The sequence below is a fragment of the Peribacillus sp. V2I11 genome (genome assembly GCF_030817135.1).
GTDB classification, from domain to species: Bacteria; Bacillota; Bacilli; order Bacillales; family DSM-1321; genus Peribacillus; species Peribacillus simplex.
Map to the genome: position 1 here is coordinate 5,269,855 of NZ_JAUSYW010000001.1, position 21,577 is coordinate 5,291,431.

Genomic DNA, 21,577 nt, shown 5'->3' on the forward strand with positions numbered 1-21,577 from the left:
AGATAAATGCCACGTACACCAGAAGAGAATGACCGCATTCGCCAAGCATCCAAAGAAAAAATTCGCGCTGCAGCCATGGAGCTATTTATGAAACAAGGATATTACGCTACTTCTATAAGCGATATAGCCAAGAAGGCGGGTATTTCGAAAGGGTTACTCTATAACTATTACAAAGGAAAAGAAGAGCTGCTTTCTGAAATGGTCGAGGCCAGAATCAAGGAAGTGGTTGAAGTCATGGAAGGAGCGTTCACCTTAAATACACCTCGTGAACAGCTTGAACATATAGTCAATGGTGCCATTGATAATATCCACAAAAAACCGGAAGTCCATCGGTTCTATCTACACCTGCAAACTCAGCCAGAGGCTGATGACGAGTTGATAAAATACAGTCATCTCATAATTGTAGAAAATGCTAGACAATTCGAGTTGCAATGTAAAATATTTGAAAGCATGGGGGAAAAAGAACCAAGGAAACGATCGTTATATTTTTCATCTGTGCTACAAGGTATTATGTTGATGATTTCTACCTATCAACAGAGGTTCCCGGTAGAAGAAATAAAGAACCAGATTATAAGAGAGTTTTGTAACTAGTTAATGAGGGACTTCCACAATTGGGAGCTATAATTGAGTTAAAGGGATCGTCTAATTGAACCCGAAAAGTTTAGACACTTTATTTAATATAGCTTTCAGGGCATGAACCCGCTGATCGCATTATGTTGAAACCTCTTTTCTTACTTTGTTATGACAACTCTCGGTTATTGATTGGAGGTTTCAATAATTAATGAGTGGATCAATCGATGTTCTCCACTCCGTTCGGTTGACAAAGGAAAAACTGGAGGTTCACGAAAGAAAGAGCATTTCCTTCTAAGATCAAAAAAGGAGGCTGACCCCGAATCATGTTTCAGTAATTTTAGGGCAGCCTTCTTAAAGTTATTTTCTAAAATAACTGAAGGAATTAATCTCAATCTCCTTTACATGTTCATATTTTATTTTACTAACAATATTCCGTCTGCAATCGGGCGTTCACCTGCTGTATCAGATGGTCTTGTGACTCGGTCATCCCCAACTGTCATGGTCGTCGATCCGCCGCCGTCAAGATTGATGGCATCGACGGCTCCTAATGACTTCATGACTTTCGCACATTCTTCAAAATTAGCCCCCACACTCCATCCGGGTGAGCGTCCATCGATCGTGACAAATAATAGATTGCCATTCTCCTTGATTCCTGCAAGCGTTCTAGGATTACGACGTTCCCCAAAACGATAATAAAACCCAGGATCTTCTTCCCAGTGAAAACCTTCCTCTACGGCATTAATGGAAATTTCTCCGTTTTCCATTAATCGAGGACCTCCATTAATCATGCTGGTGGTTTGATCTAATTTTATTAGCTTTCCATCGCCAGTGATTTCACTCTTCACCTGAACCTTCATCCCTTGTTGGGCATGGTCACGAAGCCACTCTGCTGCTTCCCCCGTTCCTGCAAGAACAAAACCGCTGCTTGGAATGACTCCTCCACGATGGTTATGAATTTCCACCACTTCTCCGGCATGATTTACTACCACTTCCACGCCGTCGCCCGATTCTGTCTTTTCTCCAAATACGGACGTATATTGGATAAGCTCACTTTCATCCTTACAAGTAAAATCATGTTTCGGCCGTTCTGTTGTCGTATCTCCTCCAACACCGCCACAATTGCGGATTAATCCTGGCTTCCGATTTAATCCATCCACTTCCCTAACCGCGCCATCAGATGAAGTAGCCTGAATTGACGTGGAAACAGAAGCAATGTTTGCCTTCTCTTCAACAGAAGACAAAATCAGAGCTGAACGGCCATTAATCGCTTCACTGACAAGGTGACCATTGCTGGCGGATATACCGGCAAGATCGCCAGGTGTTCCATCCTTCTCCCCTACAACAAAGTATCCAGCATTCACTCCAGCAATGGCATCATTTCTGTCTGCCATTTGGGTCAATGTTTCTTTCCCTGTCACTGCATCATTAGCTAATTCAGGCACAATATGCCCTTGAAATCGATCCTGATCCACTTCAAGGACATTTACTACCCATGGTCCCGTTGTTTTCTCTCCGTCTTCACCCGTATATACAGTCCGCAGACCCGAATATCCCTTTTCCGATAACTTGTTTCTCATTTCGGCTGCATCCGCTTCCAGCTGATATTGGCCGATGCGAACAATGTATCCAAGTGGATCTTTTTCCCGGTCATCCAAAGCCCGATCCGGTTCTCTTATGATACGAGCATTTTTGAAACCATCCTTCTTTAAATTCCCTAACAATTTCTTTGCCAGTTTCTCTGTTTCTACAAATGCCGCATCCACTGTGTAAAAGTCTTTAGAAGATATTTCACCACGATTGATTTTTGTATACGTCACTCCCGGTGCTGGATTCATAGAAGTTCTTTTCTCATGCAAATCAGGCGTTCCCAGCGGAAGCACATGATTTTTCATCTGTACTTGTGATTGAACATTCAATTCTGCTTGAACTGGAGTTTCCGGATTGGCATTTACAATCATCACAGATGCTAGACTAATAGAGGCGATAGGCAAAATTGGCTTTTTCCATATTTTTTTCATTTTTTTCCTCCAATAAAGTTATGTCCTCCTTTAACTTTATTGACTAAATGTGATGGAAAATTAAAAGGACTATTATATTTCAGTCAATTTTAAGTGAACAAAAATGAGCATAAATACTCGATAAATATTACAATTCACATTTGTGAAAGGACAACTTTTGGATATTTTCTCTTTGTACTCAGTAAATCACCCTTTACTTTTAAAAAAGCTTCAACCTTGCTTTGCTGCCTAAAGAGTGGATATATTAGATATCGCGTGGGATTATCACTTTAGAGGTGAAATTTATGGAGACAGTAAAAAAGAACTTGTTGTTAATACCAACCATTTTGTCGGTTATCAATGTGATCTGCATTGCTTCATTCCTCATTGGACTTTGTATTATAAATTTCCCAATTTCAAAAGGATCTTAACTGATCTTGGCTTGCTCTGCCCATTGATCGCAACCCTATCATTCTTCTATTTAGTGGTAAAAGCCAAGGAATAAAGCATTCCGCATTAAAGTACTTTCATTTAGTAAATGCGGTTACATTTCTTGTCCCGATATGTATTCTTACTTTTCTTATACTTCGATTCTTAAATGATTGGGATATTCACTTTTAAAAAACCGCTATTTTAAAAACATTTTTCATTCATAAAAAAGCCCTCATTTTAGGGCTTTTTTGCTAAGCCAATTGCATTTAAGCATTATAGTTCTACTCCATTTCATATATCATCCAAATAATTTTGCAAATGTATTTTGACCTGCAATACCATCTGCCGGTATTCCATTTGCCCTTTGAAATGCCTTCACCGCTATTTCCGTTCCGCTTCCGAAGATACCATCTATGCCATGTGGATTTTGTCCTTCCAAATAAAGTGCAGCTTGAAGGATATAGGTTATATTCCCTTTTGCCCCTTCCCTTACATTAGGTGAAGCCGCTTTTGTTTGGGGTCCCCATATTCCATCAACATTAATCTTTGCACCATATTGTTTATTCAATTCGGTTTGAAAACCCCTTATCAAAGCTTTTTTAGTATTAGGACCATTAAAACCATCAACATCTATTTTTGCATTATACCGGCTATTTAATGTCCCTTGAATGGACTTGATAGTCTGATTGCCGCTGTCCTTTGCAGGCGGACCTTTTACAATCACATCCGATTCGACTTGTGTTGCTGGTGGAGTGGTTCCATTCACTTTTGATATCAGTCTAGGCTTTGTTCCCGCTTTTAACTGAGAATAAGTTAGTCCGCCCGTCATATCCAAGTGCGGATAATCTGTAAAGCTTGACCAATCCCCACCCCATGCAAAGCCCAAGGATTTACCAATGGCCGCTACCCGTTTCCATTTTGCATCAACTGTCCATATGGCATTCTTTCCATCATCGCTGACTATGAAATAATCAATGGCTAGTCCATAGTTATGGTAAGATTGACCTGGCATCGCGTTGGTCACTCTTGGTTTCGATAAATCACTATAATTTTTACCATCGTAGATATAACCTAGGCGACCTTGTCCATATAACTTTGCTTGCTCTTCCATAGACCGATAACCTGCGCTGATTTGGACAAAAATGCCTTCTTGGTATGCCCGTTTAACCATTTCCAATGCTGATTCTTTTACGACTGGATGAATTCCGCTGCCCATATTCTTTTCCGAACGATCCAATAAAGTTTCTAATCTAACTGTCAATTTTATCACCTCCTAATATGTTATGGTACTTATTAGGAAATGCCTGTACACCTACCTTGACGTTACAAAAAAAACGCCCTTTTATGTTGACCTAGTATGGGTTCATCATTCATATAATTCTGGTAAAATAACAAAAGCACAACCCATAATGGGATTGTGCTCAGTTTGTAGACAAAAGGGGTTCGGAATTAAAAAATTCCGAACCCCTTTTAAAATTCCCTTTGAAATTTTGAACAAAGGTTAAGAGATTTGGGCTCTTCGAGCCACTATGTTAAGCCATTTTAGGACCCTGCCATGTCCAATTGGCCATCTTCTTTAAATTAATGGCAGCGAAAGTAAGCATCGCTTGCATCGACAATTTTTCAAGTCCCATTAAAGTAGTCCAACGCATACCATGCTTTTCTTTTGCATCTGCGAATACACGCTCAATCGTTTCTTTGCGTTTCGCATATATAGGTTTTACATCTTGATGATGACGCAGATGATCTGCTTCTTCCACATATGCTTGCCAGATATGCCGTGTCACTACTTTTTGATGGTCTTTACTTTCTGTACACCGTGATAAATATGAGCATGTTGCACAAATTTGTTTTGGCGATTTGTACTCGCGATAGCCCTCTTTATTTGTTGTTGAGTACTTTAAACTTTCGCCCGAAGGGCAAAGGTAACAATCAAAGTGTTCATCGTAACCATAGTCATGTTTGCGAAAGAATCCTTCTTTTGTTCGAGGACCTGTATAGGGTAAAGCAGGTGTGATTTCTTTGTTAAATAGGTAGCTTGTAATCGCTGGTGTTTTATAAGCTGCATCTGCGGCAACTACATCTGGTTTTCCGAATTTCTCAATCACTTGCTCAACAAGTGGCTCCAAAATATTACTGTCATGTGTATTACCAGGTGTTACAATCGTTCCCAATACAAAACCGTTGCGGTCTGCGGCCGCATGGAATGAATAGGCAAACTGTTTTGTTCGTTCATCTTTCACATAGTAGCCACTCTCAGGATCCGTAGTACTTTCTTTAATTGCTTTGGTTTCTTCCTTATCAAATTTATCTGGTGGAAAAGGCTTCTTTCCATGGTTTTCACGATCTTGATTTATTTCATCTTGAAGACGTCCTTGATATGCTCGTGTTTCTTTGCGTACGATTTTCTTTTCAATTTGCGCTTATTCGCATTGGCTTTCACATGTGTGGAATCGACGAATACGTGTTTAGCACTTATTGACTTTCTATCAGCAGCTGTTATTACGATGCGATAGAAAATCTGTTCAAACAGGTCTGTATCTTTAAAGCGTCGCTCATAATTTTTCCCGAACGTTGAGAAATGAGGTACTTTATCATGGAAACCATAGCCTAAGAACCAACGGTAAGCCATATTTGTTTCAGCTACTTCAATCGTTTTACGCATGGAACGAATACCGAAGGTATATTGAATGAATGTCGGTTTAACTAAAATACTGGATCAATACTTGGGCGTACTACCTCTGAATACATATCTTTCACCAAGTCATAAATGAAAGTGAAGTCAATGGAAGCCTCAAATGGTTCGCCGGCACCAGTTGATCTAAAGTAATCATTTCAAGTTGATCTCGCTGAATAGAATTATGTTTCGAAAGCATCCTCATCACCTCAAGTTTTAATAGATCTATTTTAAAACAAAAAAGACTGTAGGCAAAAGGAGTTTGGTATTATCCCCTACAGGTAGACAGAGTAAAAAGAGAGCATGATAAAATGCTCTTAAACAGTCTATCTTGGAGGGGATTTTTCTATGGCAAAAAAGGGGCAAACCTTTCAAACATATACAGAAGAATTAAAGCGAGAAGTTGTTCGTTTGAAGTTGGAGGAAGGCTGGTCATATCGTCAGCTTCGTGAGCGATTTGGTATCAAAAGTGATGCGCAAATAGCGAATTGGGTAAAGAAAGTGCAAAATAATGAGCCTTTTGAAGACCAACGTGGTGTATGGAACCGTAAGAATTTTTCTAGTGTAGAAGAAGAAAATGCTTATCTGAAAGCGCAGGTGGACTATTTAAAAAAGCGCAATCCAAATCTACATGGGAAGGAATGGTCCTGAAAGCCGAAAGGTTTAAAGTGATTGATGGATTGAGGAAAACACACCCACTCGCGTGGCTATTAAAAATCGGTGAAGTTTCAAGAGCTGGTTACTACAAATGGAGGAAGACTCAGTCTAGACGTTCTCTGAGACTTGAGAAAAACCTATGGATAAAAGAACATATATTAGCCATCCATAAGATACATCCATACTACGGATATAAACGGATGACCCGAGTTTTATTCAGAGAGGGAATCGTTGTCAATCATAAGCGTGTTCGCCGATTGATGAGAGAATTTGGGGTTACATCTATTATTCGAAAGAAACGCCCTTTCTATGGTCGAAGAGGATCCGTTGTATTTAAAAATGTTTTAAACCGTGAGTTCTATGCAGAGTCCATGTTACAAAAGTTAGTAACAGATATAACCTATGTACGGATTGGAGACACGTTTGTCTACCTATCTGCCGTTTTAGATTTGTATAATAATGAAATTGTGGCATGGGAAGTTTCTACGCGAAACGATCTTGAATTGGTTCATAATACGTTAAATCAGTTAAGGGACAAGTCATTTGAAAAGGGTGCCCTTCTTCACTCTGATCAAGGATTCCAATATACGACGAAATCATACGAAAAACAGGTAAAAGAACTCGGTATTCAAGGAAGCCACTCTCGTCGTGGCAATTGTCATGATAACGCGTGTATAGAAAGTTTCTTCTCGCATATAAAAACAGAGAAGTTATATTTGGAACGCCCAAAAACAGCAGAGGAAGCTTATGTAGTTATTCAGGAGTATATAGAATTCTATAATACTGATCGCTTCCAAGAAAAATTTAACGGCCTTTCCCCGATTGAATATCGAGAAAAGGCCGCAGCTTAAAATACTCTTTTTTTATTGTCTACTTGACAGGGTTATGTGCAATTCTATCTAAATTTTTAAACATAGTTGATTGGAACGGAAGGTGCGAGACTCCTGCGGGAATAGCGAGTCCAAGGGAGACCCCACAGGCGCAAGTGCGCCGAGGAGGCTCCCGGACCGCCCGCGGAAAGCGAGTGCCTGAAGTGGAAATCAACGTCCAAATTTGTACAAGCAAAAAAACTGTAGACAACCCATAATGGGATTGTGCTTTTGTTCTATGATAAAGGCTTATTTTGATTTTCTTTATCTTTACCAATAACTCTTATCAATTCATCCAGCTTTTCATTTCTTTCTTGATCTAATCTTGTCTTTGCATTGATGAATTTTATTATCTTAATTATGAAATAAACACTTAATACAATAAGTCCCAGATAAAACAAAATCGGTATGATTGCAAAAAGCCCTATTAAACTGCTGGCTTGGTCCATAAATAATCCCCACTAAATGTAAAATATAGTATTATTATCCAGAAAAATACAAAGAAGGCGTTTGGTACCAATATATTATTTAAATTTTGCGAAAAAGGGAGAAGTTTTTTAAGTTACCCCTTATAAAAACCCCTATTTTAACTATTCAAATATAGACATAAAATAGGAGGTATATATTTTTTTGTGCGTTTCTAACATGATAATAAAATTGATATTGATATTTTGATAAATTAGAGAACAAATTGGGTGCAGTTCATATGTTGAAGTGCTTTTTTTAACTACTTAGCTGTGATGGGTAACGCAATCACCAGGGTCTTCTTCATAATACTTAATTCGTTAAAGCTGCCTGGATAAGTAATATCTCTCCAATATCCTGGATTATATTGAAGGCTCTACTTTATTCCGGATTTAGATATACAACCAATCCAGTTTCATTCAGAATATTAGGGGTTACAGAACTTTTAAGGTAAATAGATGCTATGACAATTTTCTGTTCAAGTAAATCCTGGTGAAGTTAAAGATAAGTTCCTCCGATTTAGTACAAAAGTGTAATTCTTTAATTCGAATAAGGTTAGTGTTAACATATAGTAAGTATATCTTCTAATGAAGGAGCTAATTATGAATCCCAATATTTTATTGCGTAATAATGTAAAGTTTAAAGGAAGTGGTACACGACCAATGATATTTGCCCCAGGTTTTGGTTGTGATCAAAATGTCTGGCAATCAGTTGCAAAAGACTTCGAAGATGAATACCAAATTATCCTATTTGACTATGTTGGGTCAGGTAATTCAGATATACAGGCATATAACGTGGAAAGATACAGTACTCTTGAAGGGTATGCACAAGACGTACTTGATGTTTGTTCCGCATTAGACATAAAAGATGCTATATTTGTTGGACACTCTGTTGGATGTGTGATTGGCATGCTGGCATCAATTAAACATCCTGAATATTTTTCTAAACTTGTTCTGGTTGGTCCTTCCCCTTGCTACCTGAATCTCCCTAATGATTATTACGGAGGATTCGAGAAAGAACAACTTTTAGGATTGATTGATATGATGGACAAAAATTATATAGGCTGGGCAACCGCCTTTGCTGGAACGGTAATGAATAATCCAGATCGACCAGAGCTTAAACGGGAGCTAGAGAATCGTTTTTGTTCTACTGATCCTATAATCGCTCGACAATTTGCGGAGGTTACCTTTTTTGCAGACAACCGTAAAGACTTACCAAAAGTAAAAGTACCATCACTCATTTTGCAATGTTCTAAAGATGTTATTGCTCCGTCAGCAGTAGGTGATTATATACATAAGCATCTTCCTCATAGTACATTGAAATTGATGAAAGCAACAGGACACTGTCCACATATTAGTCACCCTGGAGAGACGATATACCTAATCCGTCAGTATTTGGATGAATTTCCGACAAATGATTTACAGAAGGGGATGGGTGTGAATTTTTGTGAATGAACAATTAAATGGGGCACCCTGCGGATATTTGACCTTATCAGAAGAAGATACTATTTTATCCGTTAACCAAACCTTACTTAAAATATTGGGGTATAATCTCGATGAATTGAAAGGGCAGCATATTAATTTTATCCTTTCGGCTTCTGCTATACTCTTTCATCAGCTTTATCTGGTTCCTCTGATCATGTTAGAAAATCAAATTGAGGAAATATATATATCCTTAAAGTCTGAAGATGATGAAGAAATACCTGTGTTACTAAACGCTGTTCGAAGAGAGCGAAATGGAAGAACTATTATTGAGTGTGTAGTGATTCCAATGCGAAAAAGAAACGAATTAGAAAATGAGCTTCTTATAGCGAAAAAAGAGGCAGTGACAGCTCTAAATGCTAGGAATAAGGCTTATTCTGATTTAGAGAATGCTCATGAAATGATGAAAATGCAAAAGGATAAACTTATTGAATTAAACGAAAAAAACGAAAAATATAAAGTAGATACAGAAAGAGAAATGGATCTTGCCAAAAAAATCCAAGAGACATTATTACCAGTTCCTATTATTAATGAACATCTTGAAATTCAAGCGTATTATAAAGGCTCCAATCAATTATCAGGTGATCTATATGGATTTTACCAAATTGACGCCCAACGGTATGGCCTTATCCTGCTTGATGTGATGGGGCACGGGCTTTCTTCAGCTCTAATAACCATGTCACTTCATTCCATATTTCAGAGATTAATTTTAAAAGGTTCTGAAGTGAAAACTGTGATGAAGGAATTAGATGATCATCTTCATTCTTTATTCAAAAATACAAGTGAAACTTCGTATTACTGCACAGCCGTCTACCTTTTAATCGATACTGATAAGAGAGAAATTAATTATATCAATGCAGGCCATCCTTCCGTTCTTTTACAGGATATAAACGGAAAACAATATCACTTGCGTTCTAATCGGCCTCCACTCGGAATGTTTGAAGAAATAATTTTTAAAACAAATACCCTTACATACAATAAGGACAGTAAGCTGTGCCTTTATACAGATGGAGTTGAAGAACCTCTAGGTTCAGAGCGTTTATGCTCATTCTTAAAGACCTATTCGGCTGCCCCTTTATCTACACTTAAAGAGGAAATTATACAATCGCTTAGAAATGACGAGGACACTGACCAACGTAAAGATGACCAAAGTCTTATTTTAGTTAAACTAAAATAAGACTTTGGAGTTGTGCTATCCGTTACATAAACTAATACAGGTTGCTGTTCAATTTCCTGGGATATCCCACTGGAAAGAATGTTCGATAAATCCATCGGATTGCTACTTGAATATATGGAAGACAATGAATTGATCAATGACAATATTGAGTTAAACAATGTCGCAGCGATTAATAAAAATAATGAAATCATTCAGCAAAGCAGGCTGATCCTTAAAAAGACTAGCTTAAAAACACTCAGTCATCACGGTTGAGTGTTTTTTCATCTTTATATATTTACAGCGAACTTTCCACTAATATATCGCACTCCAATCTACTACTGCATGTCCAAATAAAAAAGGCAGCCACTAGGACTGCCTCTATTGAACAACTTTTTTACAGTTGCTTCATTCTTTTGGGATTAATAAAAACGGCGCTTGTTTTTTTTGCATTTACATTTACATTTTCTACGCTTTCCAGGAAACCATACTGTACTTGGGTCATTGTTCTCAAAACATTTTTCTTCATAACAACAATTTAGCTCCATCCTAACACCCTCCTTACTATTGTATATGCATGAACTGATGGATGGTGTGGACAAGTTGCTAAAAGTTTAGAAGTGAAAGCAAATTAATTCATTTTCCATGATTCTGGACAATTTCCAATGTATGTGGAAGCAAACTGAAATCTCCCCAGGTTTTATGGCCAGGAATAACGATTTTCGCATCTTTATAAACATACATTAAATTCTTCATTGTATTTGGCCAAGCTTCCATGTTAGCTTCATCAATGATCCCGGAATTCTTTTGTTCCAGTGCGAAATCATATCACCAAATAATAAGTTATACTTTGGAAGCCATATTGACATGTTATCAGAAGTATGAGCTCTCCGGGAAAGTATATTTCGATTTTCATATTTTCTACTTTTAAAGTTGATGCCATTGAATCTAGTGAAGGATCAGGCATAGGATGGTACTAAGTTATCAATTTCACCCGAATTCACCCGAACCTTTAAAGATACTTGCTATTAAATGTCCACCATCAACGTTTAATAGTCTATCATCTCCTCCAACCTTTCTTTGGGCATATGGATTTCTTTTTGCTTTACCCAATTCTAGTTTAGCTTCAGCAATCGCAATACGCCCATTATCATCAGTGGTATATTTATATCCTTCTTTTGTTGTATACTCTACATTTGGTTTTAAAGTCTTCTTACAATTTACTTTCGTGTATTGTTCACCACATTTAACATTATCTAAACCCTTAGGAATAATCTCCCCTGAAACACCCTCTATTTTGCTATCCTTCACCGTGAATTTCTGATAGGCTTCCTTAATTGTCTGCTTTTCCATCACAACTTGGGGAAGCCTTGGTCCTCCTGCGAGGGATACTTGTTCCATACTTATCCGTTTAGGGATTTCTTTTTTACCTATTTCTTCACCTATATTTTTTAACGTGATTTTTTCCTGATCCCGCTATGTCTGTTATTGTAGCTTGAAGCTTCTGAATCTGCTTTTGGGCAAATTCCTTACTCTAAGAAATTGTGCCACTTGCTAATTTTTTCTAATCCAACTTCCCTGAGTATATCCATATTTTTTTAATAGAATGATTTTAATACCTCACGGCATATTATCTGTGGTACCTGAAATGGCTTTAGTTGATTTTTCTCTAATGAAAATTTTTTAAAAAATTCTGCTGCTAATTTTTTAAATTCGTCTAATAATTGATACTTATCTATCGATACTTGTGTTTCCATTACCCAATCATTGCCTGTTCTCCTCCTAATTATGAGCGCACTCGTAGAAAAAATTTAACACGCGGTACACTAATTAAATAATCATGATCGCTTTAATCCATGTATGTAAACATGCATAAAAGCACTCGTCGCCTATAGAAGACAATCAAGTGCTTTAAGTTCATACATGTTCTAAGTTTAGTAAGATCTTTGAGTTTTCAAATGTTTGTAAGTTTCATGTTTTTATATTGCCAGTAGGTCATCTTTTTTAATGTCAACTCGCCTTATTCTCGTTCTTATTGCCCTAATATTAAAATAACATTGACACTCCTTGAAGGTATAACCTTCATGAGTCATTAATTCAAATTAGAGAATATCTTTAACTTGTAAACAATTTAAAGGTTATTATTTTTTATCTCCTCAAACCACTCATTAGCAATATCATCTGCCGTATTAATATCGTCATTAGTATAAACTAAATCATATTTGTATTCAGCTTGAAGTTTGCCACTCTTAGCATCATATATTAATTTCAATTCAGTTGGCATGTCCCGTTCATATTCTTGGCACAATACTTTGATTTTTTCAGTATTTTCATTGATAATATCTAGTACCATAAACTGTCGTTCTGTAGACACATCATATCTTTCGTCCCCGTTCTCCAATGCATCATTCAATTTATGACACTCCACATATTTATTGTTAATCAAATAAAAGAAACTGCTCGAAATAATTCCTTCTTCACATGAAGCATAAACATATACTCTATCAGCTCTATCTTCAACATATTCCATACATATGGATATCATATCTGCTTGCAATTCACTAAATATCTCTTCAAATTCTTTCATACTACTTTTTCACTCCTTAATTTAATTTCTAAGAACTGCAGAGCCCGCCTTACCATCAAAAGTGTATCTGACTATAAATTTCTCTGGACGCATATCGTTCCCAGAGTAAATTATATTAACATCAACTGTTACTGTTTTAGGAGGTATTTCTTTTAATGCTGCAGCCCATTTATATTCAATTTTCTTATATTGCTTCAAATTAACATCAGATAATTGCGAAACCAAATTATCAATTTTAGGTGAGCCTCCAAACCTATCACCTGCCAAATGCCCTGCATGGTCTTGACCTTTTACTTTACCTGGTGTATTTTTGCTGTGGGACAATCTGTCTTTTCTCACTGTTAATTGTAAATTTTCTGCTTCAAATTTTGTAATCCTACCTAAATTATCTGTTTCATATAAGTAATCATACTCTCCAGTTTTATACCTAATATCAGGCTTTAACCTATTTTTTCTACCATTTGTAAACTGTTGCTCTTTGTCGACAAATGTTTTGACTTCACTCACTCCAGAACTCCCTTTACCAGTACCCTTGGAAATACTCTCCCCTGAAACACCATCTACTTTGCTATCTTTCAGTATAAATTTCTGATAGGCTTCCTTAATTGTCTGCTTTTCCATCACAACTTGGGGAAGGGTTGCTCCTCCTGCGAGGGAAACTTGTTCCACACTTATTCGTTTAGGGATTTCTTTTTTACCTAGTTCTTCACCTATATTTTTTAACGTGGTTTTTCCTGATCTCGCTATGTCTGTTATTGTAGCTTTAACTTTCTGAACCTGCTTTTGTGCAAATTCCTTACTGTAAGGAATGAACTTTGTACCACTCGCTACTTTATCAGCAACCTTCGCCGCACCTGCCACACCGCCGATGCCAAGTGCCATCAACAGCCCGTTCTGGCGCTGTTCCTCGGTCAGTTGGTTGCCGAACATGTCTTTGCCGGTGACCGCTTCGCCGAGGCCGTTGGCTGCGAGGAGTCCGTATATCCCGTATTCGGTTTTCTGGAGGAGGCTAAAGCCTTTTGTCGTTTTATAGGCATCGAGCGCGTGGTTCGCCGCGTTGAGTCCTTTGGCCGTTTTGTATAGGGCGCTGCCGCCTTTGATGGCCCGGCCGGCCCAGCCGACGACGGGTATGAATCCAGCGGCGGCCATGGCGCCGGCGGCGATTCTTTCGGCATCGGACAGCTTGCGGCCCGTTACTGGATCGACTCCGGTTGAGGCCCTGATTGAATCATAATATCCCGTGAATTCCCCTGTAAAGGTTTTTGTCGTATCCCAGGCTTTTTCATACCATGGGCGGTTTTCGAGTTCTTCCATTACTTGTTCGATTTTCCGGGCTTCGGCTTGTTCCTTTTTGAAGGTCCGATAGTCTTTCATCTGACCCGCGACTTCAACCTTCACTTGATAGACGTCACTATTCTTGAATGCCGATTGGTTGAACGTCATCGGCGAAACGCTGCCGTCCTGTTTGGCGGCATCAAGCAAGGCACGGAAGAGGCCAACGGCCACGTTTTCCTGCCCGATGGACACATCATATTCTTCGACCAATTGCCGGTCGACATTCTCGACCTTTGTCACGGTGTCATCCAGTCTATGCCCGGCCAGCATGATCTTTTCATTAAAGTCCATTTGGTCGAACATATCGAGAGGCAGGATATCGTCAATGCTGTTCAGGATCCTTTGGAGATCGTTCGCTTGTTCATCGACAAGCGACTTCGCTTGGTTAATGCCGTTCGAGACTTCGCCAACTAAAAAGGGAACCTCGACCACCGTATTTCCGGATAGGTCCGCCTCTTCCAGACTGGCTGGAATGCCTTCCAAAAAACTGATCTGGGTAGTGAATAGTTCCATCCAGGCGTCGGCCACCTCGATTTGCGCTTCATAGAAGCTTTTGATGGCTGCGGCACCAGCCCCTTGAAACTCGTTATCCAGGCCGACGATGCCCTGAAATTCCTTTTTCAGGGCTGTGACTTCATTCTTTAGTTCCTCATATTGCTTGGCCCGCGACTTGGTTGCGGCCGTCAATGTCTTGGCTTCATATATTTTCATCGTGGCTGGTACCCGTATGAAGACGTATAGGCGATGGCTTCATCCTGTTCTTTTAATAAGTCAATGTTGGCACGGGTATCTTCTACATTTTTCTGGACGATTTTGATATATTGCTCGAAGACCTTCTCCAGGTTCGTTTCCCGGTCGATCCATTTAGAGGTGAATTCCAATTTATTGCTGCCAAGCTCGCCTGTCGGCAAATTTCCAAGCGCGACTGTACTAAGTGCCGTCTTCACCTGATCGACTTGCTTCGTTACGGCAGGATGATTCAGTTTGATTGTCGACATTAAAACAACCGCCTTTTTAAATCTGATATTTTACTTTCCAGCTGCTCAAATGCCTCTTCGCCTTTGCTCAAAAGGGAATCGGCTTCTTGGGCTATATTCCCTGCTATGCTTAGAAGCGTATTTTCGGCATTCAGCTTTGTAATCATCGCTTCGATTTTCCATTGGTAATCGTCATAATCGTCATGAATGATACTAAACATCACATTATAGGCATCATGACGGGCTTCCTGAAATTGATCCGAGCGCTTCCCTGTCCAGCTGCCACCTAGCTCAGGGTCTTTTATTTTCCTGATCTCGTTCAGGCACATGCTCTGCTCTTTTATAATATAGTTCTTCGCATTTTCTAAACGTTCAATTTTCACATTTAAATCAGCTTTTTTACTGGAGATAGCAGAGTGTATATTACTCAAAATATCTGCATAAATCATGAAACTCACCTCAGAAACAGTATAATTCTACACTAACTGTCATATTTTTCTTATTTAACATTATAAGGATTAAAGTCCGAGAGTTAAATAGGGAGAAATATGCTATTTTGTCAGTTGAAAGAGAAGATTGGCATAAAAAAGTTCCTGCATACTATATTCTTTATACCCTCCATTTTACCAATTTTAAACAAGTTAGCAGAATGTCATCTCATTGGATTCTCTATAAAAATTGCCCCCACTTCATTCAAACTGCCCTAAACTGTATCTGTGCAACAAATCATTCCGAACAAATTCCCTGCAAGTAGAAGATAATAGTGACCGTTCGGGATGTATCAAATCTCCAAAAGGCAAATCACCGACAAACTTTACTTCGCCTTCAAAATCCTGTCTGGATTCAGCATCAAAACCGATTACTTTCACAAAGCAAGTTTTATGTCCGGTTTTCATAAAATCAATTACCGTTAACACATGATTATGTTCATCATTCATTCTTTTTTCCTCCAACCATAAAAGCATGAAGTAAATAATTTTTACTAGCATTATATAAAGAACCGATCAAAACAACCATGGCTAAGATCGCTAAAGGCATTGAAACATTGGAAATAGGCACACCTACTCTTCATGAATCTCTTATACTTTAATTTTCTATGTATTTTGTTGATCTATTTACCATTTATTAACCATTACCTTATTTAACAGACGTTGCATGTCTTGACTTCTCAATTCATTCACTTATGCTTTTTACGTTTCCCGAAATATTCTTCTCTTAGCCTATCTATGATCTAATATTACTTCCATTGAAGGTCAGTCTGGCACCCCTGAGGACCTCCCCTCTTCTATATAGATTTATAACCTGCTATAATCTAAGGATTGGAGGTGTGAAAAATGAAAGAAATCATCCAGATATTAGCTGAAATCATCAATAATCTTCACGATTTCATCCTATTCTTTGTGAGTGACACATTAAATTCAAATGCAACGGACAAAGATCTGCATTTTTGGATAATGGGAATCATCGGGATCATCATATTTTTGTTCGTGTTATTTTTATCAAAATTAATTTCCCGGATGCGTTTTGGGATAACGATACTCTCTTTCCTTTATACCTTTACAGTCATGGTTGTTTTAGTATTTGCCATTGAAATACAGCAAGCCCTTACCAGCAGGGGGAATATGGAGTTTCAAGATGCGGCGGTAGGCCTTTGGGGGTTCATCGTATTTTTCATGGTTTTTGCTGTACTATCTTCCATATTCCTTTTGGTGAAGAATTTTTTCAAGCAATCGAAATAAAGGTAACGATAGGTCACCTTGCTTAAAACATTCCTAATGGCCTTTCAATAACTTGAAATTCGGGTTTTGTATTGGCGGGAATGATAAACTCTCTGTAGCATCATCTTAAATCGGAAGGAAGGTTACAGAGAAGCAAATTTGATTCGGGGTAAATAAGCATATACTATCAATTACTTCGGTTCACTTTCATTGAATAAATCAATGCTAAACAGATTAAAAGAATCGTCGTCATTAATACGTTCCTGGTCATTTCCGGGTATATCAGGACTATTTTCCCTGCGACGGCGATTTACTTCCCTTAATTCTGCTTCCAGGAATTCCGCTTGTTCGTGGGAAAGCTTGATCGTGATTTCATTATTTTGATCATCTGCAGCTTTTAAGAGGACATAACTATCCGCAGCATTACGTAAAGTCACATTGCTTAGTGTTAAGTTCATGTTCGCGAGTTCATATCTTGCCTTCATAAAGTAAAAAGAACCTCCATCGGAAAATACCGGTTAAAATAATGTTTATTAAATATACTCTACTTCAAGATATCTAAATATACAAATTCTTTGTCTGGAAAAGCCTTGAAACCTAAAGAAATCTGCCTCATTAACGAGTTTCCCAAGACAAGAAATGGAAAAGTGATATCCGCGTTCTAGAATGAAGGTACAGGTGAAGTTTCTTCCCTTTTAAAATCCAGAAATTCTGGAAACAATCAAGCAAATGAATGCGAATTCGTCCCTTACTTAAATCTAAAACAAGGACGAATGAAGTCACATTATCTATAAACAAATGGAACCCTTCACGATCGGAAGGTTCCATTTGTTTATAATTCTTTCTCAATCGCGCAAGTAATATAGTATGCACCCACGCTTTCATTTGAAGTAATGACGGTTTTCATTCGTTTTGCCGGATAAACCGCTGAATTGAAACTTACACCCGGATCATACCCCATAAGATGGTATTTGAAAATCGCGTCATTTTTTTACTTATCCATATACCATACCCATAGTATTCCCCTTCATCTCCCGTAGTAATATGGGGTTCCAATAAAAGATTGGTATATTCTTGATTCAGTAATTGATTGGAAAATAACCCTTCCCAAAATCTGAACATATCTGATGTGGTAATATACGCCCCTCCATCCGCACCAGGAAATCTTTTAATCTTTTTAAATGGTACATCGGATTTTTCTGCCATTGCTCTTCAAAATCATCCATCACTTCTTCATCAAAGTAATCAGTAATGCCCGAAGTGTGTGTTAAGAGTTGATGTATGGTTACATTTTGATGGAATTCTGGAAACACGATCGAAAGACAGTCTTTAAGCTTAGAATCAAACCTAAGTTTCCCTTTTTGTATGAACTGGAAAATGGCTATCGCGGTAAACAGTTTACACCCAGAAGCAATTCCGAACATTGTTTCGGTCGTATTCATAATTTCATCAGCTCCATTGGAATAGCCATGTGCTGAGCTATGGATCAGATCATCCCCTGCTTTCACACCGATTACACCCGAGAATTCAATTTCCTTGCTCGTTTCTTCAATAATCCTGGATAAATCCTTATGCTGAGTCGACATTTAGTTTTCCCCTTTGCCAGTAAAATTTCAATACTGATGTGTTGGCCAAGGTGCTCGTTATGTACTTGCAAAAAAACCCGCATCTTATGTGATGCGGGAAAACTTATCAGCTTCTTTTATTTCCACCAAGTATCATAAACGTTAATGGCTTCATTGCGTTTATGTTCGGTTTTAGTATACCAACCTTCGATGATTTCAGCAGCTTCCGTTCTGATTTCCTTGCCTTCAAGGTAATCATCGATTTCATCGTAGCTAACGCCTAAAGCCGCTTCATCAGGAAGTAACGGTTTGTCATCTTCCAAATCGGCCGTTGGTATTTTCGTATAAAGACGCTCAGGTGCACCGACGAATTTCAGGATTTCTTTTCCTTGCCTTTTATTTAACCGGTATAATGGAAGGATATCCGCTGCGCCGTCACCATGTTTCGTAAAGAAACCTGTGATCGCTTCTGCTGCATGGTCCGTACCAAGCACGACGCCTTTATAAAGTCCGGCTAAATCATATTGTACCTTCATTCGCTCACGTGCTTTAACATTTCCCCTTAAGAAATTCGATAGCTTTTCAGAAACTGCTTCTTCCACAGCTTTTACTGATGCATCCACCGCTTCCTTGATGTTGACTGTAACCGTTTGGCTTGGCTTGATGAATTTTAAAGCAAGCTGCCTGTCATCTTCATCAGCCTGTACTCCATATGGCAAGCTTACAGCAACAAACTTATAGTCGCTGCCATTTTTTTCTTCATTCAATTCATTGACAGCGGTTTGGGCAATATACCCCGCCAGTGTTGAATCTTGCCCTCCAGATATTCCAAGTACAAAGCTTTTCAGAAACGTATTTTTCTTCATATACCCTTTTAATAGATCAACACTTTTCCTGAATTCTACTTCAGGATCGATCGTTGGTTGGACAAGTAATTTTTTTACGATTTCTTTTTGTAATGGACGCATTGGCAAAGCCCCGCTTTCTAATAAAATAGGATTGTCATTTCGTTAGCATTCTTTCTACATTGGCTTTAACTTCATCTATATTCCTCATTTTATTATCCCAACAATCCTGGCTTAGATCTACCGGGTATTCTTCAGGATTAAGTGCACGCAGGTATTCCGGCCATAATACTTGGAGATTTTTTTGCGTGAATGCCTTGATTTCATCTATGGTTGGCAATTCATAAATCAAACTTCCATCCTTGAAAATATCCACATGCAGATCAACCGCATCGAAATCCGTGACGAATTTACTTAGGAAGGTATGGACAGGATGAAACATTTTTAATTTTTCCTGTTCCTGCGGCTTCTCATATTCCATCGCCAAATAATCACCTTCAGCATGATTGTTCACTTTATTGATGATTCGATATACTCGTTTTAAGCCAGGTGTCGTAACCTTTTCAGGGTTAGAAGAAATTTTGATGGTATCTCTCATATTCCCATCTTCGCCCTCTATTGAAACCATTTTATAAACGGCACCGAGCGCTGGCTGGTCATAAGCCGTAATCAATTTGGTTCCGATGCCCCAAATGTCAATTCTTGCTCCTTGTTGTTTCAGGTTGATGATCGTATATTCATCCAAGTCATTGGAAGCGACAATCTTCGCATCATGGAACCCTGCAGCATCAAGCATACGTCGTGCTTCTTTTGATAAGTAAGCTAAATCACCGCTATCAAGACGGACGCCAATGAAATTGATTTTATCGCCCAGTTCCTGGGCAACACGGATTGCATTCGGGATGCCAGAACGCAATGTATCATAAGTATCAACCAAAAATACACAGTCTTTATGGGAAACAGCATATTTATGAAAAGCGGAATATTCATCTTTATAAGCTTGGATCATGGAATGTGCATGCGTCCCTGAAACCGGAATGCCGAACAGCTTTCCAGCACGTACATTACTAGTGGAATCAAAGCCAGCAATATAGGCCGCTCTCGCTCCCCAAATAGCAGCATCCATTTCTTGCGCCCGCCTTGAACCGAATTCAAGGGCAGATTCTTCACCGATGACCTGTTTGATGCGCGAAGCTTTTGTTGCCACGAGTGTGTGATAGTTCACAATGTTAAGCAGCGCAGTTTCAATGAGTTGAGCCTCACCGAGCGGTGCCTCCACCCGTAAAATCGGTTCATTGCCGAAGACAAGCTCTCCCTCTTTCATGCAGCGGATCGCTCCCGTGAAACGGATGTTCCGCAAATAATCCAAAAATTCTTCATCATAGTGCAGATCATTTTTTAAATAGTCGATATCACTTTCCGAGAAGGAAAAGTTTTGAAGGTAATGGACAATTTTTTCAAGTCCCGCAAAAATCGCATATCCGCTGTTAAATGGAAGCTTTCTGAAAAATATTTCGAAAACTGCCTTCCGGTTATGTGTTTTGTCCTGCCAATAAGTTTGGGCCATATTGATTTGATATAGATCAGTGTGTAATGCGTAACTGTCGTCGTTGTACTTTTTTTCCATGGATAGTTCCTCCCAAAAGAGAAGCATTCGCTTCCCTTCTATTCTGTTGCGTTAATGAATATTATAGAATGGTTGCTCCAAGAGATCCTTTAAAATGTCCAAGCGCCCAATGGTGACCGGCATCATTGAACGAGGCCACTGCATTTTCATATATAAAGATTTTATAGCCTAGATTATAAGCGTCGATTGCCGTATGCAAAATACAGATATCTGTACAAACCCCGACTAAATATACATCGGTAATGTGACGTTCCCGCAGGCGGATATCAAGGTCCGTTCCTGCAAAGGCCGAATAACGTGTTTTATCTATATAATGAACATTCTTTTGATTTTTATTTGTTTCATATTCCTCTTTTAACGCCCCGTATAGGTCTCTACCCATTGTACCGCTAATATTATGCGGTGGAAACAAATTCGATTCGGGATGTAAGCGGTCTCCTTCTTCATGTAAATCAATCGCGAAGACCGTGTATTCACCTCGTTCGATAAAATCCTTGGTTATACTGACAAGAGCCTTCTCGATATCCTGGCCTGGCTTCCCGCAGGTCAATGAACCCCCGTCTGCCACGAAGTCATACGTATAATCTATATTGATCAATGCCTTTTTTCCCATAGCACG

19 protein-coding genes and 2 pseudogenes are annotated in these 21,577 nt (G+C 38.7%); 6 read left to right on the forward strand and 15 right to left on the reverse strand.

The window, feature by feature from the left end; translation table 11 throughout:
* Window positions 1-6: 6 nt before the first annotated feature.
* Window positions 7-591: a TetR/AcrR family transcriptional regulator gene (locus QFZ73_RS25705; RefSeq protein WP_251438174.1), complete on the forward strand. Its 585-nt coding sequence runs from the start codon at window positions 7-9 to the stop codon at window positions 589-591.
* A 395-nt stretch (window positions 592-986) separates the two neighbouring features.
* On the opposite strand, the gene QFZ73_RS25710 is transcribed toward QFZ73_RS25705, so the two are convergent.
* The 3 genes and pseudogenes from QFZ73_RS25710 to QFZ73_RS25720 form a co-directional block, all read right to left on the reverse strand.
* Entirely contained in the window at window positions 987-2,591 is a 1,605-nt protein-coding gene (locus tag QFZ73_RS25710; protein WP_307272234.1) for a phosphodiester glycosidase family protein, read from the reverse strand.
* 709 nt (window positions 2,592-3,300) lie between these two features.
* Complete coding sequence (locus QFZ73_RS25715) at window positions 3,301-4,272, reverse strand: peptidoglycan-binding protein (protein ID WP_483878193.1); 972 nt, start codon at window positions 4,270-4,272, stop codon at window positions 3,301-3,303.
* Window positions 4,273-4,534: 262 nt separating this feature from the next.
* Window positions 4,535-5,878: pseudogene (locus tag QFZ73_RS25720) on the reverse strand (IS1182 family transposase).
* Between the two features lie 149 nt (window positions 5,879-6,027).
* On the opposite strand from QFZ73_RS25720, the gene QFZ73_RS25725 reads away from it, so the two are divergent.
* A protein-coding gene (locus tag QFZ73_RS25725; RefSeq protein WP_373458979.1) for an IS3 family transposase occupies window positions 6,028-7,187 on the forward strand; the annotation gives its coding sequence in 2 pieces (ribosomal slippage) (window positions 6,028-6,286 and window positions 6,286-7,187; 1,161 coding nt in all).
* Between the two features lie 254 nt (window positions 7,188-7,441).
* Here the strand turns inward: QFZ73_RS25725 and QFZ73_RS25730 are convergent.
* Window positions 7,442-7,654, reverse strand: coding sequence for a hypothetical protein (locus QFZ73_RS25730; RefSeq protein ID WP_251438170.1), 213 nt, complete (start codon window positions 7,652-7,654; stop codon window positions 7,442-7,444).
* 618 nt (window positions 7,655-8,272) lie between these two features.
* Between QFZ73_RS25730 and QFZ73_RS25735 the strand changes: the two genes are divergently transcribed.
* The 3 genes from QFZ73_RS25735 (at window position 8,273) to QFZ73_RS25745 (ending at window position 10,580) form a co-directional block, all read left to right on the forward strand.
* On the forward strand, window positions 8,273-9,124 hold the full coding sequence (locus QFZ73_RS25735; protein ID WP_307272239.1) for an alpha/beta fold hydrolase: 852 nt from the start codon (window positions 8,273-8,275) through the stop codon (window positions 9,122-9,124).
* Window positions 9,117-10,328, forward strand: coding sequence for a PP2C family protein-serine/threonine phosphatase (locus tag QFZ73_RS25740; protein WP_307272242.1), 1,212 nt, complete (start codon window positions 9,117-9,119; stop codon window positions 10,326-10,328). The genes QFZ73_RS25735 and QFZ73_RS25740 overlap by 8 nt, the downstream gene beginning before the upstream one ends.
* A 78-nt stretch (window positions 10,329-10,406) precedes the next feature.
* On the forward strand, window positions 10,407-10,580 hold the full coding sequence (locus QFZ73_RS25745; RefSeq protein ID WP_307272244.1) for a hypothetical protein: 174 nt from the start codon (window positions 10,407-10,409) through the stop codon (window positions 10,578-10,580).
* A gap of 714 nt (window positions 10,581-11,294) precedes the next feature.
* Here the strand turns inward: QFZ73_RS25745 and QFZ73_RS25750 are convergent.
* From QFZ73_RS25750 to QFZ73_RS25775, 6 genes are all read right to left on the reverse strand, one after another.
* Complete coding sequence (locus QFZ73_RS25750) at window positions 11,295-11,705, reverse strand: DNA/RNA non-specific endonuclease (RefSeq protein ID WP_307272246.1); 411 nt, start codon at window positions 11,703-11,705, stop codon at window positions 11,295-11,297.
* A 730-nt stretch (window positions 11,706-12,435) separates the two neighbouring features.
* Entirely contained in the window at window positions 12,436-12,891 is a 456-nt protein-coding gene (locus QFZ73_RS25755; protein WP_251434412.1) for an immunity protein YezG family protein, read from the reverse strand.
* A 21-nt stretch (window positions 12,892-12,912) separates the two neighbouring features.
* Window positions 12,913-14,937 (reverse strand): T7SS effector LXG polymorphic toxin, encoded by a 2,025-nt coding sequence (locus tag QFZ73_RS25760; RefSeq protein WP_307272249.1) that lies wholly within the window; start codon window positions 14,935-14,937, stop codon window positions 12,913-12,915.
* Window positions 14,934-15,224 (reverse strand): YwqI/YxiC family protein, encoded by a 291-nt coding sequence (locus QFZ73_RS25765; RefSeq protein ID WP_251434416.1) that lies wholly within the window; start codon window positions 15,222-15,224, stop codon window positions 14,934-14,936. Before QFZ73_RS25765 ends, QFZ73_RS25760 begins: the two co-directional genes overlap by 4 nt.
* On the reverse strand, window positions 15,224-15,652 hold the full coding sequence (locus QFZ73_RS25770) for a YwqH-like family protein (RefSeq protein WP_251434418.1): 429 nt from the start codon (window positions 15,650-15,652) through the stop codon (window positions 15,224-15,226). The genes QFZ73_RS25765 and QFZ73_RS25770 overlap by 1 nt, the downstream gene beginning before the upstream one ends.
* A 240-nt stretch (window positions 15,653-15,892) precedes the next feature.
* Window positions 15,893-16,141 carry a hypothetical protein gene (locus QFZ73_RS25775; RefSeq protein ID WP_307272254.1) on the reverse strand — a complete coding sequence of 83 codons (249 nt, stop codon included), beginning with the start codon at window positions 16,139-16,141 and terminating at the stop codon, window positions 15,893-15,895.
* A gap of 396 nt (window positions 16,142-16,537) precedes the next feature.
* Between QFZ73_RS25775 and QFZ73_RS25780 the strand changes: the two genes are divergently transcribed.
* The gene (locus QFZ73_RS25780; protein ID WP_251434423.1) at window positions 16,538-16,942 is read left to right on the forward strand and encodes a hypothetical protein; all 405 of its coding nucleotides are present in this window, start codon (window positions 16,538-16,540) and stop codon (window positions 16,940-16,942) included.
* Between the two features lie 170 nt (window positions 16,943-17,112).
* Here the strand turns inward: QFZ73_RS25780 and QFZ73_RS25785 are convergent, their stop codons facing one another.
* The 5 genes and pseudogenes from QFZ73_RS25785 to QFZ73_RS25805 form a co-directional block, all read right to left on the reverse strand.
* Window positions 17,113-17,406, reverse strand: a complete 294-nt coding sequence (locus tag QFZ73_RS25785; protein ID WP_307272256.1) for a hypothetical protein — start codon at window positions 17,404-17,406, stop codon at window positions 17,113-17,115.
* A gap of 347 nt (window positions 17,407-17,753) precedes the next feature.
* Window positions 17,754-18,507, reverse strand: a pseudogene (locus QFZ73_RS25790) (serine hydrolase domain-containing protein).
* 116 nt (window positions 18,508-18,623) lie between these two features.
* On the reverse strand, window positions 18,624-19,454 hold the full coding sequence (nadE, locus tag QFZ73_RS25795; protein WP_241588679.1) for an ammonia-dependent NAD(+) synthetase: 831 nt from the start codon (window positions 19,452-19,454) through the stop codon (window positions 18,624-18,626).
* Between the two features lie 34 nt (window positions 19,455-19,488).
* Window positions 19,489-20,958 (reverse strand): nicotinate phosphoribosyltransferase, encoded by a 1,470-nt coding sequence (locus tag QFZ73_RS25800; protein WP_251434427.1) that lies wholly within the window; start codon window positions 20,956-20,958, stop codon window positions 19,489-19,491.
* 61 nt (window positions 20,959-21,019) lie between these two features.
* Window positions 21,020-21,571 (reverse strand): cysteine hydrolase family protein, encoded by a 552-nt coding sequence (locus QFZ73_RS25805; RefSeq protein ID WP_307272260.1) that lies wholly within the window; start codon window positions 21,569-21,571, stop codon window positions 21,020-21,022.
* Between the last annotated feature and the right edge of the window lie 6 nt (window positions 21,572-21,577).

Bases quoted from the DNA above. Each gene is read 5' to 3' on its own strand.
- QFZ73_RS25705 (WP_251438174.1), top strand. From the start codon at position 7: ATGCCACGTACACCAGAAGAGAATGACCGCATTCGCCAAGCATCCAAA.
- QFZ73_RS25710 (WP_307272234.1), bottom strand. From the start codon at position 2,591: ATGAAAAAAATATGGAAAAAGCCAATTTTGCCTATCGCCTCTATTAGT.
- QFZ73_RS25730 (WP_251438170.1), bottom strand. From the start codon at position 7,654: ATGGACCAAGCCAGCAGTTTAATAGGGCTTTTTGCAATCATACCGATT.
- QFZ73_RS25735 (WP_307272239.1), top strand. From the start codon at position 8,273: ATGAATCCCAATATTTTATTGCGTAATAATGTAAAGTTTAAAGGAAGT.
- QFZ73_RS25745 (WP_307272244.1), top strand. From the start codon at position 10,407: ATGTTCGATAAATCCATCGGATTGCTACTTGAATATATGGAAGACAAT.
- QFZ73_RS25750 (WP_307272246.1), bottom strand. From the start codon at position 11,705: ATGGAACAAGTATCCCTCGCAGGAGGACCAAGGCTTCCCCAAGTTGTG.
- QFZ73_RS25755 (WP_251434412.1), bottom strand. From the start codon at position 12,891: ATGAAAGAATTTGAAGAGATATTTAGTGAATTGCAAGCAGATATGATA.
- QFZ73_RS25760 (WP_307272249.1), bottom strand. From the start codon at position 14,937: ATGAAAATATATGAAGCCAAGACATTGACGGCCGCAACCAAGTCGCGG.
- QFZ73_RS25765 (WP_251434416.1), bottom strand. From the start codon at position 15,224: ATGTCGACAATCAAACTGAATCATCCTGCCGTAACGAAGCAAGTCGAT.
- QFZ73_RS25770 (WP_251434418.1), bottom strand. From the start codon at position 15,652: ATGATTTATGCAGATATTTTGAGTAATATACACTCTGCTATCTCCAGT.
- QFZ73_RS25775 (WP_307272254.1), bottom strand. From the start codon at position 16,141: ATGAATGATGAACATAATCATGTGTTAACGGTAATTGATTTTATGAAA.
- QFZ73_RS25780 (WP_251434423.1), top strand. From the start codon at position 16,538: ATGAAAGAAATCATCCAGATATTAGCTGAAATCATCAATAATCTTCAC.
- QFZ73_RS25785 (WP_307272256.1), bottom strand. From the start codon at position 17,406: ATGAAGGCAAGATATGAACTCGCGAACATGAACTTAACACTAAGCAAT.
- nadE (WP_241588679.1), bottom strand. From the start codon at position 19,454: ATGCGTCCATTACAAAAAGAAATCGTAAAAAAATTACTTGTCCAACCA.
- QFZ73_RS25800 (WP_251434427.1), bottom strand. From the start codon at position 20,958: ATGGAAAAAAAGTACAACGACGACAGTTACGCATTACACACTGATCTA.
- QFZ73_RS25805 (WP_307272260.1), bottom strand. From the start codon at position 21,571: ATGGGAAAAAAGGCATTGATCAATATAGATTATACGTATGACTTCGTG.